The sequence below is a fragment of the Vibrio sp. TRT 1302 genome (assembly GCF_050113875.1).
Lineage (GTDB): Bacteria > Pseudomonadota > Gammaproteobacteria > Enterobacterales > Vibrionaceae > Vibrio.
Genome location: NZ_JBNJOF010000005.1, coordinates 194,169 through 212,440, shown reverse-complemented (window position 1 = coordinate 212,440; position 18,272 = coordinate 194,169). Strand labels below are relative to the sequence as shown.

Here is an 18,272-nt window from a genome sequence, read left to right as displayed (position 1 = left end):
GTCGGCCAAAAGGTCGCGACTATTAAAAGGCTATTGCCCGCAGTATTCTTTTACTAGTCGCGATTCGTAATGCCTTGAGTAATTTAATTAACTCAATCTAAGCACGTGCTTAGAGAAAGGAATAACAATGTTCGAAAAACCAGTTGTTAAAACGTTCCAGTACGGTAACCACACAGTTACTCTAGAAACTGGCGTTATCGCTCGTCAAGCTACAGCTGCCGTTATGGTAACTATGGATGACACAGCAGTATTTGTTTCTGTTGTTGGTAAAAAAGAAGCGGTTGAAGGTCAAGACTTCTTCCCTCTAACGGTTAACTACCAAGAGCGTACTTACGCTGCAGGTAAAATCCCTGGTGGTTTCTTCAAGCGTGAAGGTCGCCCATCTGAAGGTGAAACTCTGACTGCTCGTCTAATCGACCGTCCAATTCGCCCTCTATTCCCAGATGCGTTTAAAAACGAAGTTCAAGTAATCGCAACGGTTATGTCTGTAAACCCAGACGTTCAACCTGACATCGTTACAATGATCGGTACTTCAGCTGCGCTAGCTATCTCTGGTATCCCATTCAACGGTCCTATTGGTGCTGCACGTGTTGGTCACATTGACGGTCAACTAGTACTAAACCCAAGCAACACTGAGCTAGAAACATCTAAGCTTGACCTTGTTGTTGCGGGTACTGAATCTGCAGTTCTAATGGTTGAATCAGAAGCTGACAACCTAACTGAAGAAGAGATGCTTGCAGCGGTTGTTTACGGTCACGATCAACAACAAACTGTTATCTCTGCAATCAACGAGTTCGCTGCTGAAGTTGCTACTCCAGCTTGGGATTGGGTTGCACCTGAAGAAAACACAGCACTGACTTCTCGAATTGCTGAACTAGCAGAAGCTAAGCTTGTTGAAGCTTACCAAATCACTGAAAAGATGGCTCGTTACGGTCGTATTCACGAGATCGCGGCAGAAGTTAACGAAGTGCTACTTGCTGAAGATCCAGAAGCAAACACCAAAGAAATCCACACTATCTTCCACGATCTTGAGAAGACAGTTGTACGTCGCAGCATCATTGCTGGTAACCCACGTATCGACGGTCGTGAGAAAGACATGGTTCGTGCTCTAGACGTTCGTACTGGCGTTCTTCCACGTACTCACGGTTCTTCACTATTCACTCGTGGTGAGACTCAGGCACTAGTAACTGCGACTCTAGGTACGCAGCGCGATGCTCAAATCATCGATGAGCTAACTGGTGAGCGTAAAGATCACTTCCTACTACACTACAACTTCCCTCCATACTGTGTAGGTGAAACTGGTTTTGTAGGTTCTCCTAAGCGTCGTGAAATCGGCCACGGTAAACTGGCTAAGCGTGGTATTGCAGCTGTAATGCCATCTATCGATGAATTCCCATACACAGTACGTGTTGTATCAGAAATCACTGAATCTAATGGTTCATCTTCAATGGCTTCTGTATGTGGTACGTCTCTAGCTCTTATGGATGCTGGTGTACCAATCAAAGCCTCTGTTGCGGGTATCGCGATGGGTCTAGTGAAAGAAGGCGATGATTTCGTTGTTCTTTCTGACATCCTTGGTGACGAAGACCACCTAGGTGACATGGACTTTAAAGTAGCAGGTACTAACGAAGGTATCACTGCACTTCAGATGGATATCAAGATCGAAGGTATCACTAAAGAGATCATGCAAATTGCTCTTAACCAAGCGCAAGGTGCACGTAAGCACATCCTATCTGTAATGGATGAAGCGATTTCTGGTGCTCGTGAAGATATCTCTGAGTTCGCTCCGCGTATTCACACAATGAAGATCAGCGCAGAGAAGATCAAAGATGTTATCGGTAAAGGTGGTGCAGTTATCCGTGCTCTAACTGAAGAGACGGGTACAACTATCGAAATCGAAGATGACGGTACAATTAAGATTGCAGCAACAGAAGGCGCAGCAGCAAAAGAAGCGATTCGCCGTATCGAAGAGATCACAGCTGAAGTTGAAGTAGGTCGTATCTACACAGGTAAAGTTGCACGTCTAGCTGACTTTGGTGCTTTCGTTACGATTCTTCCTGGTAAAGATGGTCTTGTACACATTTCTCAAATCGCAGACAAGCGTGTAGAAAAAGTGTCTGACTACCTTGCTGAAGGTCAAGAAGTTCAAGTTAAAGTTCTTGAAATCGACCGTCAGGGCCGCGTTCGTCTAAGCATGAAAGAAGCGGTAGAACAGACTGAAGAAGTCGTTACTGAAGAAAAACCTGCTACAGACGCATAATGCGAGCTCGATAGGCTAATTAGCTTATTACGCTAAAAGCATGTTATAAAGGGAGCATTACGCTCCCTTTTTTATTGCGGATTACTCTGAGTGCAAACTCAGTAACAGGAGTATCGATCTGTGAAATGGTTTCAAACCGCTACGCTTAGTCTCGCTTTAGCTATTACGGCAGGCTGTGCATCGACCTCAAGCAACAACGCTCAGTGGCTATACCCACCAATGGCGGTTCCTTTGCAAGCCAGTGTGCAGCAAGAAGTTCAGATTGCGCGTTTATCTCAACTCTTACAAAGACCCGATCTTTCGAATGATGTTCGAGCCAAAATGCTTTATGAACGCGGTAACTACTATGACAGTGTTGGTCTGAGAGATCTCGCTCGTTTAGATTACAATCAGTCACTTGCTCTTAATCCTGCTCAGCCAGATCTGTTTAATTTACTTGGCGTTTATTTTACCCAAGTAGGTGAGTATGATGCTGCGTACGATGCCTTTGATTCTACCTTAGAGTTAGATCCGGATAATTCTTATGCCGCACGCAACCGTGCCATTGCGCTTTACTATGGTGATCGGATTGACCTCGCTTTAGAAGATATGCAAAAGCATTACGATGAGGATCCAAGCGATCCATTTCGTGCTTTGTGGCGCTATATCATTAAGCAGGAAAAGCAACCGGATGTCGCTCGTGAAGAGCTACTCAAAGTCTACCAGACTCGTGATGAGCAATGGGGTTGGGTGCTGGTTGCCATTACGCTTGGAGAAGTGTCTGAAGATCAGGCCTTTAAAGCCATTTTAGCAGGCACCAGAGACAATACTGTTTTGGCTCAGCGTCTAACAGAGGCTTACTTCTACTTGGGTAAGCGCTATCAAGCTGAAGGTGATTTTGCGAGCGCCATATCGCTATACAAACTGGCGATTTCGTTCAACGTATTTGAGTATGTAGAACATCGTTATTCGTTCTTAGAACTTAGCCGAATTTACAATCAAGTTAAAGCTGAGCATCTTGCCAAGAATAAAGCCAAAGCGCTTGAGACAGAATAAACATTGATGATGTGAGTTCCGATAGCCGCTGCTTTGCAGCGGCTTTTTTATTGCCAGATGGAAAAACGAAGACTAAAATAGTTAGTCTTGCTAACTAAATATACAGCCAATGACTCTAGAAAATAGCTTAATGGAACTGGAACGATTCTGTTCCAAAGCGTGGCGAGTTCATGCCAAAGAAGATGCGTTATCAAACCTGAGTTTTAATGAATACGATTATCTTCGAGTGATACAAGAACACGCTCAGGGGATTCGCATCACCGATTTAGCTCAAGAGATGAAAGTGAGTAAGCCTTCCGCCTCGAATATGGTGGCACGATTGCAGAATAAAGGCTTAGTTTCACGGATATCATGTAATGAAGATGGACGCTCTAAGCGAGTCGTTCTAACGGAGCAGGTCATTAAAGACCTTTCGCTTGAACAAGTGGTTTACCGCAGGATCGCGGAGTCTATTAGCAGCAAACTGACTGAGGTTGAAAACAGCCATTTGATTAGCTTGTTAGAAAAAGCACTTAAATAATTAGCTCGAAGTCAGAAAAATTTATCTATTTAGTTAGCCATGCTAACTAGTGGTGAGAAAATGCAAACATCCATTTATAAACAGTTTTGGAAATACACGATACCTACCGTGGCAGCAATGCTGGTCAACGGTCTATATCAAGTCGTTGATGGCGTCTTCATCGGTCGCTATGTTGGTGCTGATGGCTTAGCGGGCATTAACGTCGCTTGGCCTATGATTGGTTCGATTCTTGGGCTAGGTATGCTGGTTGGTGTGGGAACCGGAGCACTCGTTTCAATACAACAAGGAAAAAAAGATAACCAAGGTGCAAAACAGATCCTCGCGACGGGATTACTGCTACTTACCGCTTTGGTGCCTGTGGTCTCGGTCGTTCTCTATCTTCTCGCAGATGATTTTCTTCGTTGGCAGGGAGCTGAAGGCCGAGTATTTGAGCTGGGGTTACAATACCTACACATCTTGATTGGTGCCTGTATTTTTACTCTGGGCTCGATTGCGATGCCTTTTTTACTTCGCAATGATGAAAGCCCAAATATTGCGACCATGCTTATGGTCATTGGTGCATTCGTTAACATCGCCTTAGATTACCTCTTGATTGCTGTGTTGGGCTGGGAGTTGACCGGTGCCGCGATAGCTACCGCTATTGCACAAGGTGTGGTCACCGTATCGGGTTTGGCTTACTTCTTCTCATCTTATGCGAGATTGCGTTTGAAGTGGGCTGATTTACGCTTAAAGCTGGCTATCATCCCCAACATCTTTGCGATTGGCGCATCCAGTTTCTTTATGTATGCCTATGGTTCTATGATGGTTGCACTGCACAACGCACTATTTGCTCAATATGGCGATCAGTTGATGATTGGCGCTTACGCCATACTAGGTTATATCGTCACCGTCTATTATCTCACTGCAGAAGGTATTGCAAATGGTATGCAGCCTTTGGTCAGCTACAACCATGGGGCGAGAAACCAACAAAACATCCGCAAACTTCTAAAAGTTGCGATGTATTCAGCGGTGATAGTGGGTGGTGTATTTGTGGTACTACTCAATCTATTCCCAACTCAATTTGTCTCTGTTTTTAATAAGGATGACGCACAGTTGATGGAACATACGGTGATGGGAATTCGTCTGCACATGTTTTCTATGGCTCTTGACGGCTTCTTAGTGGTTGCTGGTGCTTACTACCAAGCGATCAACAAGGGGAGTAAAGCGATGTTTGTTACTGTTGGTAATATGCTGGTGCAGTTGCCTTTCTTGTACCTGATGCCTAAGTTGTTTGGTGTGCCGGGTATCTGGATTGCGTACCCATTGTCTAACATTGCACTCAGTTTAGTGGTGATGACGATGCTGTGGAAAGATCTCAAGCGCTTAAAAGTGACATCGACCGAACAGGTCACCGCATAGAGAAAAGGGCTCATTCGAGCCCTTTATCATGTGTCATAAATTCAACTAGACGTTCTTCACTTCTAGACCAGCCAGTTGATGCCAGTAACCGTTGCACTGACGGCTATCGATTTGACCTGGGCTTTGACCACTCTCGTTCGCGCGGAATTTTTCAACTTGCGAGAAGGTATCGAGGCCAAGTGGGCTCAGGCGTACGACATCGACCAATCCTTGCATACTTGGCAGATCGTTGATCAGGTTATAGCAATAGCCTGACTGAGTCTGGATACCGTTCAGGTTGAACACTTCCTGTCCTTCTTGGCTGCTTACTTGAATGCCTGTTGGGTATTTAATGCAGCAGGTCTCACAATCGTCTTTGGCACGATTTTCTGCTCTTGCGGTAAAACATCGAGCTGAGTAGGCCAAAGGTAGGTAGCCATGACTGAAGACTTCGACCTCGAACTTACCCTTAATACCAATCTCATCACATTGGGTTAGTACTTTGCTCAGCCACTCACGTGACAGCTCGACAGGCATGCACCAACGGGTCATGCCCTGTTTAAGAAATAGGTTCAGTGTGTGGGCGTTATAGGTATTAACCGCGGGACCAACAACAAATGGAACTTTGCGTTCGGAAGCAAGCTGAATAGCGGAAACATCATTGGCTTCAATCGCGAAATCACCATTATCGATGTACTTCTTCATGATGCTGACCTCGCTCGGCGCTTCGAGAAGAGCCATGGTCGAAAGGACAACTTGTTTGCCGGCAGAGTTAAGCTCTTTCGCAATATCAAACCAATGATTTGGTTTCATTTCACGTCGTTTAGAGCAAACACTTTCACCCAAATAAATGATATCTGCTGAACTGCTTTTAGCCTGATTATAAAAAGCTTCGACATCCTGCTTTGGCCAGAAATAGAGTAGTGGGCCAAGCGCGTATTTCATGTTTTTTTCCATATTGACCTCTACTGCCATTTGCGGTGGTATGCACCGAGTGTTGTTTGCTTACCTTCTGACACGTTTGCTAGGGTCGCATCCCAAGCCGCTTCGACTTGGTAGCCTTCAGGGTTTGTTAAGTAGCGATCAATAGCGGCTCGCCAAGTACGTGTTACCTGCTCTACGTAGGCAGGGCTGCGTTGGCGTCCTTCGATTTTTACCGAGGCTACGTTCGCGGCAAACAGCTCAGGGAGCATAGAAAGGGTGTTCAAACTGGTTGGCTCTTCCAACGCATGATAAGCCTTAGTTTGCTCTTCTAGATCGGCGGTGAAACGGCCTTTACATAAGGTCGGATAACCTGCGTTTTCACCTTCGCTGTAACGGTCGATAAGAATGTTGTTGAGGCGAGACTCGAGCCCACTCTCGGTTTCTTGCCAGCGAACATATTTGGCCGGCGAACACGCCCCCACTGTGTTTGGTGATTCTCCTGTCATGTATGAGGAGAGATAGCAGCGGCCTTCAGACATGATACATAGGCTGCCAAACGCAAACACTTCTAGTTCGACATCGCTGGTGATATTACGTGATAGCTGTTTCACCTGATGAATCGAAAGAACACGAGGTAGAACAACGCGCTTGACGTTAAAGTTGTTCTTGTAGAAATCGATCGCCGCGACGTTTGTTGCCGAGGCCTGCACTGATAAGTGAAGTTCTAAGTCCGGATACTTTTGAGATGCGTAATCAAGTACCGCGATATCTGCCACAATCAGGGCATCTACGCCATTATCCGCAGCACGGTCGACCGCATCGGTCCAACGGGAAAATCCGTCTGGATGAGCGAAAGTGTTGAGAGCGACATGAATCTTCTTCTTATGGTCATGAACGTACTGAACAGCTTTTTCCAGTTTCTTACCTGTAAAGTTTAAGCCCGCAAAATGACGGGCATTGGTATCATCTTTAAAACCGATGTAAACCGCATCAGCGCCACAATCAATTGCAGTTTTTAGTGCAGGCAAGTTACCTGCAGGGCATAGGAGTTCCATTGCTCTTACCAGACTGTCTCATAAAATTGCTGAGCATTTTATGAAGAATTATGAATGGCGAATTTGATATAAGGCAGGTTTGAGTGAGTTTCTAAGTGAAATAATCACTTAGGGTTAGTTTTTGTGGCGACGGTTTTGTGCAAATAGCTCTTCAACCTCTTGTCTTGGCTGAGGGCGATGGAAGTGGAAGCCTTGAATTGAGTTACAGTTTAGATTAGACAGCAGAGTCGCTTGTTGCTGGGTTTCTACACCTTCAGCGACGACAGTCAAATTGAGTGATTTACCTAGATTGATGATATTTTCTATGACTGTGATTTGTTTAGGCAGCGTATCAATATCAGAGATAAATGCTCGGTCAATTTTGAGTTCATCGATTGGGAATCTCGCTAAGTAGGAGAGCGATGAATAGCCTGTTCCGAAGTCATCGATTGATAGAGCAAAACCTAGTCGCTTAATTGCATTCAACATTTGTAGAGTGTGCTCACTATCACTCATCACCGCACTTTCTGTCAGCTCAAAAGTAATACAGCTTGGATCTAACTCTGTTGTGCGCAGCAACTTTTCCATATAGTCGATTAACTTAGGATTGCCAAATTGTTCAGGGGAGAGGTTGATCGCCACTCGACCCGGTAAAATACCTTGCAGCTTCCAGCGTTTGACTGTGGTAAAGACCTCGCGCATGACCACTCGACCTAGATGTTCGATCAAGCCAGCTCGTTCCGCAACAGGAATAAATGCACCAGGGCTAATGTAGCCTTCCACGGGATGCTTCCAACGGATCAGTGCTTCAGCACCATTGATACTGAAGTCTCGCGCATTGACTTTAGGTTGATACCACACCTCAAGTCCATTTTGTTGCAGCGCTTTCTGTAATTCGATTTCCAGCCATAGGCGCATGCGAGCTTCTTTGTTCATCTGATCGTTGAACTTGATCAGCCGGTTACGACCACGATCCTTCGCCTCATACATTGCTGTGTCAGCGTTTTGCAGCAAGATACGAGCATCGTTGCCATCGCCAGGGTAGGCGACACTACCAATAGAGCATGCAAGTCGCTTGCTGAAATGGTGTAGATCAAATGGTTGATTCACGAGAGAGATAATGCGTTCTGACAGCATTTCTGCCATGCGATTATTATCAGGTTCAGGCAGTATGATGCCGAACTCATCTCCTCCTAAATGCCCTAAAACCGCATGTGGAGGTAAAAGGCGCTTAAGACGAGAAGAGACTTCCTTGATCACTTTGTCCCCAATATGGTGGCCAAGTGAGTCGTTGATATTTTTGAAGTTATCGATATCAAGATAGAGCATGATCAACGGTGTATCGTTGTGAATCAGTTGCTCTAAACGTTTGGTGAATCCGAAACGGTTATACAAGCCGGTGAGTGAGTCAACATGCGCATCTTCGTGCTGTGTTGGAGAGAGCTTCTTAGGTGTCGAATCTGCATCTTGGATCAAAACCAGTTGGGAATCACTACCGAGAATCATTGTAGCGTCAGCCAAGAGCTGGACTTTGCGTTCAAATCCACAGCGAGGACCAGTCAGACACGTTAATGGCGCTTCACCTAGTGAGCTGACTAATGAGCTAGAAAAAACCGTTTTTGTTTTTTCATCGACAAATAGCCGTGAAAGGCTTTCTCCGAGTACATCTTGTACCGACTCAAAACCAAGTAATCTTAACGCAGCAGGATTTGCTGATATGATGCAATCGTCTTCCACTAACATGATTCCCTCAGGAACCAGAGAGGTTAAAGTCGAAAACTTACCTTCTGACTCTTCCAAAGAGCGAATCAGGATCTGTTTTTCAGAGGTGTCGAGAGCATGAAAGATGATGTGCTCGATCTTACCATCGGTATTCAGTGGTGAGATATTGAAATGCAGGCTAGTCTCTAAATCGAGATCACCCATCGTCATCTCAGCTTCGATCGATTCGCCTTTAAAAGCGCGATCATAATAAGGCTTGAGATGATTATAAAACTGTTGCCCCATGATCTGGCTGTCACTCATACCAACCAGTTCAGGAGGAGTAAGACCTGCGATATCACAATAGCGCCCGTTAACCACGGCATAATTATGCTGGTTATCTAAGATAGCGAAAAAAAACGGGCTGTTAGCCGTTATTTCTTTAAACCAGTGCTGTAATTGTTGCGATAGCATCAAGTTTTTCCAACTCTCCAACAGAGCTTGTGATTCACATCGATTGTGAATATGAATGATGTAATAACTATAACTGTCATTGCCTGTAGTTTAAAGAGTTTCAGGCATCACGCAGATTCTTTGACAAATAACAGGAATCGTTAGTTAAACATACTTTATGATGAGCAATTCCAACCCACAAAGTAACGGATAATTCGCGTGATTAACAAGATTCGCACTCAACTAGTTCAAAACGCTGCATCAATTTTGCGATCTCCAGTCCACTTATTGCCTCAATCTGTACAAAAAAAAGCCTTGCTTGAAGGGCTAAAAACGGTGTTTAAAGAGGCTCTTGAAGATGGGGATTTCGAATTCCTTGAAGATAAGTGGTTAAAAGTTGAAGTAAAAGATATGCAGCTGAGTTGGCTAATTAGCTATCAAGACGAACAGCTTGTTGTTGGTGATAAAAGTGTGAAGGAAGATGTGTTGTTTGGAGGCAATCTGAATGACTTAGTTTTGATTGCGGGACGCAAAGAAGATCCTGATACCCTGTTTTTCCAGCGTCGCCTAACCATAGAAGGTGATACGGAATTGGGTTTGGAAGTTAAAAACTTGATGGACAGTGTCGATCTTGATTCATTGCCGAAAGCTGTTCAGACCTTGTTAAATCAGCTAGCCGAATTTGTGCAAAAAGGCTTACAATCGCCTTCAACACACAAAGAGGTTGTAAATGCTTATTCGAACTGAAGCACCAGCAGATATTCTGGCGGTCGATAGACTTCTAAAAGGAGCCTTCGACACTGAAGCAGAAGCGAACTTAGTGATGACACTAAGAGAAAATGGTCGCCGTACATTGTCGCTTGTTGCTTGCAACGATGAAGGTGAAGTCGTGGGTTATGTACTGTTTAGTCCGGTCACATTAGACGGTGAAGACCTAAACTGGCAGGGATTAGCGCCACTAGCTGTTCGTCACGATTACCGAAACAAGGGCATTGCAGCCGATCTCGTAAAAGAAGGATTAGCTTCTTTACTGGAGTTTGACTACCCAGCTTGCGTGGTACTTGGTGATCCTGCTTATTATGCTCGATTTGGCTTTGAAGCAAGCGAAAAGCATAATATGCGTTGTCAGTGGGATGTCCCTCAAGGTGCATTTCAGGTGCTAGGTTTAGTGGAAGGAGAGCTAAATCAGCGCACAGGTTTGATCGAATACAGCAGAGAATTTTCAGAACTTTAGCTTTGTTCGCCACAGAAAAAGGATGAAAAATTATCGTTTTGTCCTTTTTTTGACCGCTTGGCGGCCAGTGGCTAATTTTTTGCAAAAATCTACTTGTCAGCATTAGCGTGTTTCGCTAGTATTGCTCGGCCTTCGATAAGGAGGTCGCTAGCCTTGTTCAAAAACCTATTGAAAAGTAATGTTTTCGAGCGGCGCTGGCTCAACAATTTGGAACATAGGTGGAAATAATGTTTACAGTTCTACTTGTGATTTACCTGTTGGCAGCGGTTGGTGTAATCGGCCTAGTGTTGATTCAACAAGGTAAAGGCGCAGATATGGGAGCCTCATTCGGTGCAGGCGCATCAAACACAGTGTTTGGCGCAAGCGGCTCAGGTAATTTCCTAACCCGAATGACTGCAATTTTTGCAACAGTATTTTTCGTCCTCAGCTTGGTGCTAGGCAATATGTCTACACACAAAACTGAATCTCAGTGGGTTGACCCAACACAAGGTCAAGTTATCCAGCAAGCTGACGATGCGAGTGAAATTCCTGCCCCTCAAGGTAGTGAAATTCCTCAATAAGCTATTTTCTAGCTGAGAAATAGAATTAGCTGCCGAGATGGTGAAATTGGTAGACACGCTAGCATGAGGTGCTAGTGCCTTAGGTGTGAGGGTTCGAGTCCCTCTCTCGGCACCATTGATTTACAAACTTGTAAAACACCTTGGAGAGCGTATAATGCTCGACAAGTCGGACGCGGGGTGGAGCAGCTTGGTAGCTCGTCGGGCTCATAACCCGAAGGTCGTCGGTTCAAATCCGGCCCCCGCAACCAATCCTCTTAGGATTTGGACAAGTTTGCGCAGTAGCGATACTGCGAGTTAAGCGACAATGATTTTGCTTAACGTATCAGGGTCCAGCAACAAAAAACCCCGACTTTTCGGGGTTTTTTGTTATCTAAATTTCTGAAGGGAAATTTAGAGCTTTGCTTGGAATTTAAATTGGGCTGTGAGCCCTTTTTTTGTTTCTGGAGTGGTTAAAATGACTGGTTTAGAAAGACAACTTACTGAAATGCTTGAAGCTCCTGTAGCTGCATCAGGTTATGAGTTAGTTGGATTAGAATTTATTCGCGCAGGCGAGCATTCAACGTTGCGTATTTTTATCGACCACGAAAACGGCATTACTGTCGAAGATTGTGCGGAAGTTAGCCGTCAAGTAAGTGCGGTTATGGACGTTGAAGATCCAATCACAGTGGCTTACAACCTTGAAGTGTCTTCACCAGGTTTAGAAAGACCACTTTTCAAAGCTGCACACTATGAACAATTTATTGGTCACGAGGTAAGCATCGTTTTGAAGATGGCTGTAGGCAACCGTCGCAAGTGGAAAGGTGTAATCCACTCAGTGGATGGTGAAACTATCTCTGTTACTGTTGATGGTAATGAAGAAGAGTTTGCACTAAGCAATATCTCAAAAGCTAACCTGATCCCTAAATTTTAATTAAAGTCTTAGAGGCTATTTAAAATGAGTAAAGAAATTTTAGCGGTAGTAGAAGCGGTATCGAATGAGAAAGCGGTACCTCGTGAGCGTATCTTTGAAGCCCTTGAAATTGCTCTAGCAACTTCTACTAAGAAAAAACACGAAATCGAAATTGACGTTCGTGTTCAAATTGACCGTAAAACAGGCGAGTTCGAAACTTTCCGTCGTTGGTTAGTAGTAGAAAACGTTGAACATCCAACGAAGGAAATCTCTCTAGAAGCTGCTCAGTACGATGATGCAGAAGTTCGACTAGGTGATTACGTTGAAGATGATATTGAGTCTGTAACATTTGACCGTATTACGACTCAAACTGCGAAACAAGTTATCGTACAAAAAGTACGTGAAGCAGAGCGTGCACAAATCGTTGAACAGTTCATCGACAATGAAGGTGAACTTGTGACTGGCGTAGTTAAGAAAGTAAACCGTGAAACGGTTGTTCTTGACCTAGGTAACAACGCGGAAGCGGTAATCCTACGTGATGACCAACTTCCTCGTGAAAACTTCCGTCCAGGTGACCGTGTACGTGGTCTACTATACAAAGTGGCTCCAGAAGCGCGTGGCTTCCAGCTATTTGTTACTCGCTCTAAGCCTGAAATGCTTGCTGAGCTATTCCGTGTTGAAGTTCCTGAAATTGCGGAAGAGATCATTGAGCTTAAAGGTGCAGCTCGCGATCCAGGTTCTCGTGCAAAAATCGCAGTGAAAACGAACGACAAACGTATTGACCCAGTGGGTGCGTGTGTTGGTATGCGCGGTGCACGTGTACAAGCCGTTTCTGGCGAGCTTGGTGGTGAGCGTATCGATATCGTTCTTTGGGACGATAACCCAGCGCAATTTGTAATTAATGCAATGGCGCCTGCAGACGTTGCTTCTATCATCGTAGATGAAGATGCGAATGCTATGGATATCGCAGTTGAAGCGGACAACCTAGCACAAGCTATCGGCCGTAACGGTCAGAACGTACGTCTTGCATCTCAACTGACTGGTTGGGAACTTAACGTAATGACAGTAGAAGACCTTCACAAGAAACATGCTGAAGAGTCTCAAGCTGCTATTGATAGCTTCATGAAGCACCTAGATATCGAAGAAGACTTTGCTCAACTGCTTGTTGAAGAAGGCTTCTCAACTCTAGAAGAAGTTGCTTACGTTCCAGTTAACGAACTACTTGAAGTTGATGGTCTAGATGAAGATCTAGTCGAAGAACTACGTAATCGTGCTAAGAATGCACTAACTACTCTTGCGCTAGCACAAGAAGAGTCTTTCGAAGGCGTTGAGCCAGCAGAAGACCTACTAGGCCTTGAAGGTCTTGAGCGTGAGATGGCATTTAAACTGGCAGCTAAAGGTGTATCAACACTAGAAGACCTAGCTGATCAGGGCATCGATGATCTTGAAGGTATTGAAGGCCTGACCGAAGAGCGTGCGGGTGAGCTGATTATGGCAGCTCGTAACATCTGTTGGTTCGGCGACGAAGCATAATTTTCAGCAAGGAGAAAGCGGCATGACACAAATTACTGTTAAGGCACTGAGTGAAGAAATTGGAACTCCAGTGGACCGCTTAATTGAACAACTTGCTGATGCTGGTATGAACAAAGCGAGCAGTGATCAGGTTTCTGATGAAGAAAAGCAGAAACTTTTGACTCACTTAAAGAAAGAGCACGGTGACACCACGGGTGAATCTGAGCCAACTCGTTTAACTCTACAGCGTAAAACTCGCAGCACACTTAGCGTAAATGCTGGTGGCGGCAAGAGTAAGGATGTTCAAGTAGAAGTACGCAAGAAGCGAACTTATGTGAAGCGCAGCATTATCGAAGACGACGCAAAACGTGAGGCTGAGGAAGCAGCAAAGCGTGAAGCTGAAGAGCTTGCGAAGCGTGAGGCTGAAGAGCTAGCAAAACGTGAAGCTGCAGAGAAAGCACAACGCGAGGCCGATGAGAAAGCGAAGCGAGAAGCGGATGCAAAACGTGACGCAGAAGAAAAGGCAAAGCGCGTACAAGCTGATAAGGCTAAGAAAGACATGAATGCAAAAAATGCGGACGCTAATGCGCAAGCGAAAAAAGAAGCTGACGAACTAAAACGTCGTCAGGAAGAAGAAGCCCAACGTAAAGCTGAACAAGAAGCTGCAAAGCTTGTTGAAGAAGCTCGTAAACTAGCTGAAGAAAATGAAGCTCGTTGGAATGAAGAAGAACAGAAGAAGAAAGAGCTTGAAAACTCTGACTACCATGTGACTACTTCTTCGTATGCACGTGAAGCAGAAGATGCTGCTGACCGTAGAGAAGAAGGCGCTCGTCGCAGGAAGAAAAAGAAATCTTCTCTAGATGAAGAGCCACCTCGTCCTAGCCGCAACCAACGTGGTGGTAAAGGTCGTAAGCAAGGCAGACTTTCTAAGCCAGCTTCAATGCAGCAAGGCTTCGATAAGACCGCTACTGTTGCTAAAGCAGACGTTGTGATCGGCGAAACAATCGTTGTATCTGAACTTGCTAGCAAGATGTCGGTTAAAGGCACAGAAGTTATCAAGGTGATGATGAAGATGGGCGCAATGGCGACTATCAACCAAGTTATCGACCAAGAGACGGCTCAGCTAGTTGCTGAAGAAATGGGCCACAAAGTTATTCTGCGTAAAGAGAATGAGCTGGAAGAAGCGGTACTGTCAGATCGTGACAACAACGCTGAAGCTGTTCCTCGTGCACCAGTTGTTACTATCATGGGTCACGTTGACCATGGTAAAACGTCTACGCTTGACTACATTCGTCGCACACACGTTGCGTCTGGTGAAGCAGGTGGTATTACACAGCACATCGGTGCATACCACGTAGAAACAGACAACGGCATGATCACCTTCCTTGATACTCCTGGACACGCGGCGTTTACAGCTATGCGTGCTCGTGGTGCTCAAGCGACGGATATCGTTGTTCTTGTTGTTGCAGCGGACGATGGCGTTATGCCACAAACAGTTGAAGCGATTCAGCACGCGAAAGCGGCAGACGTTCCACTGATTGTTGCGGTTAACAAGATCGATAAAGAAGACGCAAACCCAGACAACGTTAAGAATGAGCTAGCTCAGTACGACGTAATTCCTGAGGAGTGGGGCGGTGAGAACATGTTCGTTCACATCTCTGCGAAACAGGGCACTAACATTGACGGTCTTCTAGAAGCAATCCTTCTTCAGTCTGAAGTTCTTGAACTTAAAGCGGTGAAAGAAGGTATGGCGTCTGGTGTAGTTGTTGAATCTCGACTAGATAAAGGTCGTGGTCCAGTTGCTACAGTACTTGTTCAGTCAGGCACACTAAACAAAGGTGATATCGTTCTTTGTGGTCAAGAGTACGGCCGTGTTCGTGCAATGCGTGACGAGCTTGGTAAAGAAATCACAGAAGCGGGTCCTTCTATCCCTGTAGAGATCTTAGGTCTTTCAGGTGTGCCTTCTTCAGGTGACGAAGCGACTGTAGTACGTGATGAGCGTAAAGCGCGTGAAGTTGCTAACTACCGTGCTGGTAAGTTCCGTGAAGTGAAACTTGCACGTCAGCAGAAATCTAAACTAGAGAACATGTTCTCTAACATGACTGCTGGTGAAGTTGCAGAACTGAACGTAGTACTGAAGGCTGACGTACAAGGTTCTGTTGAAGCGATTGCAGACTCACTACTGAAACTATCGACTGACGAAGTGAAAGTAAACATTGTGGGTTCTGGTGTTGGTGGTATTACAGAAACTGACGTAGTTCTAGCTGAAGCTTCAAACGCTATCATCCTTGGCTTTAACGTTCGTGCTGACGCTTCTGCGCGTCGTGCGGTTGAAGCTGCAAGTGTTGACCTACGTTACTACTCAATCATTTACCAATTGATTGATGAAGTTAAACAAGCAATGGGCGGTATGCTTGCTCCAGAATTCAAGCAAGAGATCATTGGTCTTGCTGAAGTACGTGACGTGTTTAAGTCACCGAAACTGGGCGCAATCGCTGGTTGTATGGTTACTGAAGGTCTAATTAAGCGTAGCAACCCTATCCGTGTACTACGTGATAACGTTGTTATCTACGAAGGTGAGCTAGAATCACTACGTCGCTTTAAAGATGACGTTCAAGAAGTTAAGAATGGCTACGAGTGTGGTATCGGCGTTAAGAACTACAATGATGTTCGCGTTGGTGACCAGATCGAAGTATTCGAAATCGTTGAGATTAAACGTACTCTTGACTAATTGACTAAAATTACGAGCAAGATCTTCTTAAGATAAGCTGTAATTGGTTGTTGAATACGCCATGGGGGGCTGGTTACGACCATCCCCCCATTCTTTCTAATAAGAGAAAAGATATGTCAAAAGAATTTAGCCGCACGCAGCGAGTGTCACAGCAGCTGCAAAAAGAACTCGCTCTGATCCTTCAGCGCGAAGTTCGTGATTCACGCCTAGGCATGGTGACGATTTCTGATGTAGAAGTGTCACGTGATCTAGCGTATGCAAAAGTATTTGTAACCTTCCTTTGTGTTGGTGAGCAAACACCAGAGTCATGCCTTGAAGCATTGCGTGAGCATGAAGTTCATATCCGCATGATGCTAGGCAAGCGTATCCGTCTGCGTTTAACGCCAGAAGTTCGTTTCTACTATGACAACACCTTGGTTGAAGGTATGCGTATGTCGAACCTTGTTTCTGAAGTGGTTAGCGAAGACAAGCGTAAGCAAAGAGACTCAGGTCGTGAAGAAGAACAGACTGGGGAAGACAGCTAATGGCTCGTCGTCGTAAAGGTCGTCCAATTAACGGTGTGATTCTGTTGGATAAACCAACGGGCATCTCATCGAACGATGCACTGCAGAAAGTAAAGCGAATCTATTTTGCTGAAAAAGCAGGTCATACGGGTGCACTGGATCCCCTAGCGACAGGTATGCTGCCGATCTGCCTCGGTGAAGCAACCAAGTTCTCGCAGTTTTTGCTTGATTCCGACAAGCGTTACCGTGTGATTGCTAAGCTGGGTGAGAGAACCGATACCTCTGATTCTGACGGTGAAGTGGTAGAAACGCGTCCTATCAACGTTGATATGGATAAGCTGCTCGCTTGTATCGATAAGTTCCGTGGTGAATCTGATCAAGTGCCTTCAATGTTCTCTGCGCTCAAGTACCAAGGTAAGCCTTTGTACGAGTATGCGCGTCAAGGCATTGAAGTACCGCGAGAATCTCGCAAGATCACGGTTTATGAAATCATCTTGCATCGCTTCGAAGGTGATGAAGTGGAAATGGAAGTACACTGTTCGAAAGGTACTTACATTCGCACAATCGTTGATGACCTAGGTGAAATGCTTGGTTGTGGTGCTCATGTCACTATGTTGCGTCGTACCGCGGTTGCAAATTACCCTTACGAGAAGATGGTGACGCTAGAGCAACTGAATGAGTTGCTTGAGCAAGCTCAACGTGAGGAAATTGCACCGAAAGACCTACTTGATCCACTGCTATTGCCAATGGATACCGCAGTAGAAGATCTGCCGGAAGTTAACCTTAACGCAGAGCTTACCGATCTTGTTCAGCACGGTATGCCAGTACAAGTGTTTGGCGCACCAGAAGGTACTCCACTTCGCATGACATCTGGAGAAGAGAAGCTCTTCATCGGTGTGGCTGAAGTCAACGCAGATGGCAAAGTCGCTCCGAAGCGACTGGTTGTCTTCCGAGATGATACTCAGCAGTAATCCTATATAGAGAAAAGCCGAAGCACTTGCTTCGGCTTTTTGTTACGTCAAATTCTGAATGTTATTGGATGAGCCCTTTCTCACTCAGAAGGGTACGGAGTTGATCCGCGCGCTTACGGTTAACGCCAAAGTCGGAGTAACCCACTCTAGATTCAGAGCGTACCAACAACTGTCCACCTTCAATGCGTAATTCGAGGTCATCAACAAAGCGCATGATCTTTGAGGTGCATTCAATACGAAGATAATCCTGCTCCTTCACGGCTGTTTTAGCTCCGGGTAATTGCAGCGCGGCAGCTTCGATGGCATCAATACTGGTGTTGCTCGCTAAAGTAAATGGTGCAAGCTGATGCTTCTCTCGTACATCTTGAGTTGAGACACAGTTAGGTTTGTCACCACAAGGGAGAGAAGTGCGATCTGTCATGGTTGTGACTCCTTGGCTGCATGCAGTTAAGGCGAGTAGGGTCAAAGAAAGGAGAGCCCCTTTTTTCATCTTGGATTCCTTAGTATTGGAACTGGTCAGATAATTATATGTTTTAAATAAAAAAAGGATCCAAAAATAGGATCCTTT

At 45.2% G+C, this 18,272-nt stretch carries 16 protein-coding genes and 2 tRNA genes; 14 read left to right on the top strand and 4 right to left on the bottom strand.

All coding sequences use genetic code 11. The features are described from left to right. Positions 1-127: 127 nt before the first annotated feature. The 4 genes from pnp (at position 128) to ACQEXP_RS09800 (ending at position 5,213) form a co-directional block, all read left to right on the top strand. Positions 128-2,260, top strand: coding sequence for a polyribonucleotide nucleotidyltransferase (pnp, locus tag ACQEXP_RS09815; protein ID WP_426969644.1), 2,133 nt, complete (start codon positions 128-130; stop codon positions 2,258-2,260). 120 nt (positions 2,261-2,380) lie between these two features. Beyond that, positions 2,381-3,295 (top strand): lipoprotein NlpI, encoded by a 915-nt coding sequence (gene nlpI, locus ACQEXP_RS09810; RefSeq protein ID WP_426969642.1) that lies wholly within the window; start codon positions 2,381-2,383, stop codon positions 3,293-3,295. A 109-nt stretch (positions 3,296-3,404) separates the two neighbouring features. Then, positions 3,405-3,815, top strand: coding sequence for a MarR family winged helix-turn-helix transcriptional regulator (locus ACQEXP_RS09805; RefSeq protein ID WP_269376557.1), 411 nt, complete (start codon positions 3,405-3,407; stop codon positions 3,813-3,815). 60 nt (positions 3,816-3,875) lie between these two features. Further along, complete coding sequence (locus ACQEXP_RS09800) at positions 3,876-5,213, top strand: MATE family efflux transporter (protein ID WP_426969640.1); 1,338 nt, start codon at positions 3,876-3,878, stop codon at positions 5,211-5,213. 45 nt (positions 5,214-5,258) lie between these two features. Here ACQEXP_RS09800 and ACQEXP_RS09795 read toward each other — a convergent pair whose 3' ends face one another. The 3 genes from ACQEXP_RS09795 to ACQEXP_RS09785 form a co-directional block, all read right to left on the bottom strand. Continuing rightward, positions 5,259-6,137, bottom strand: coding sequence for a U32 family peptidase (locus ACQEXP_RS09795; protein ID WP_426969638.1), 879 nt, complete (start codon positions 6,135-6,137; stop codon positions 5,259-5,261). Positions 6,138-6,157: 20 nt separating this feature from the next. Then, the gene (gene ubiU, locus ACQEXP_RS09790) at positions 6,158-7,171 is read right to left on the bottom strand and encodes a ubiquinone anaerobic biosynthesis protein UbiU (RefSeq protein ID WP_426969637.1); all 1,014 of its coding nucleotides are present in this window, start codon (positions 7,169-7,171) and stop codon (positions 6,158-6,160) included. 114 nt (positions 7,172-7,285) lie between these two features. After that, positions 7,286-9,325, bottom strand: coding sequence for a sensor domain-containing protein (locus tag ACQEXP_RS09785; RefSeq protein ID WP_269376561.1), 2,040 nt, complete (start codon positions 9,323-9,325; stop codon positions 7,286-7,288). 198 nt (positions 9,326-9,523) lie between these two features. Here ACQEXP_RS09785 and ubiT point away from each other — a divergent pair, with 198 nt between their 5' ends. From ubiT to truB, 10 genes are all read left to right on the top strand, one after another. Beyond that, positions 9,524-10,051, top strand: coding sequence for a ubiquinone anaerobic biosynthesis accessory factor UbiT (ubiT, locus tag ACQEXP_RS09780; protein WP_138972559.1), 528 nt, complete (start codon positions 9,524-9,526; stop codon positions 10,049-10,051). Continuing rightward, a complete protein-coding gene (locus ACQEXP_RS09775; RefSeq protein WP_331416198.1) occupies positions 10,035-10,538 on the top strand; it encodes an N-acetyltransferase in 504 nt (167 codons plus the stop codon). Before ubiT ends, ACQEXP_RS09775 begins: the two co-directional genes overlap by 17 nt. 227 nt (positions 10,539-10,765) lie before the next feature. Then, entirely contained in the window at positions 10,766-11,098 is a 333-nt protein-coding gene (secG, locus tag ACQEXP_RS09770; protein WP_138972557.1) for a preprotein translocase subunit SecG, read from the top strand. 31 nt (positions 11,099-11,129) lie between these two features. Next, positions 11,130-11,213 (top strand) — tRNA-Leu (locus ACQEXP_RS09765). A 56-nt stretch (positions 11,214-11,269) separates the two neighbouring features. Further along, a tRNA-Met gene (locus ACQEXP_RS09760) sits at positions 11,270-11,346 on the top strand. Positions 11,347-11,552: 206 nt separating this feature from the next. Continuing rightward, complete coding sequence (gene rimP, locus ACQEXP_RS09755; protein ID WP_269376563.1) at positions 11,553-12,008, top strand: ribosome maturation factor RimP; 456 nt, start codon at positions 11,553-11,555, stop codon at positions 12,006-12,008. Between the two features lie 24 nt (positions 12,009-12,032). Next, positions 12,033-13,520 carry a transcription termination factor NusA gene (gene nusA, locus ACQEXP_RS09750; protein WP_426969635.1) on the top strand — a complete coding sequence of 496 codons (1,488 nt, stop codon included), beginning with the start codon at positions 12,033-12,035 and terminating at the stop codon, positions 13,518-13,520. Between the two features lie 22 nt (positions 13,521-13,542). Then, positions 13,543-16,230, top strand: coding sequence for a translation initiation factor IF-2 (gene infB / locus ACQEXP_RS09745; RefSeq protein ID WP_426969633.1), 2,688 nt, complete (start codon positions 13,543-13,545; stop codon positions 16,228-16,230). Positions 16,231-16,343: 113 nt separating this feature from the next. After that, positions 16,344-16,754 (top strand): 30S ribosome-binding factor RbfA, encoded by a 411-nt coding sequence (rbfA, locus tag ACQEXP_RS09740; protein ID WP_138972553.1) that lies wholly within the window; start codon positions 16,344-16,346, stop codon positions 16,752-16,754. Then, positions 16,754-17,704, top strand: a complete 951-nt coding sequence (gene truB / locus ACQEXP_RS09735) for a tRNA pseudouridine(55) synthase TruB (RefSeq protein WP_269376565.1) — start codon at positions 16,754-16,756, stop codon at positions 17,702-17,704. The genes rbfA and truB overlap by 1 nt, the downstream gene beginning before the upstream one ends. 61 nt (positions 17,705-17,765) lie before the next feature. On the opposite strand, the gene ACQEXP_RS09730 is transcribed toward truB, so the two are convergent. Continuing rightward, complete coding sequence (locus ACQEXP_RS09730) at positions 17,766-18,194, bottom strand: DUF1499 domain-containing protein (protein ID WP_426969630.1); 429 nt, start codon at positions 18,192-18,194, stop codon at positions 17,766-17,768. Between the last annotated feature and the right edge of the window lie 78 nt (positions 18,195-18,272).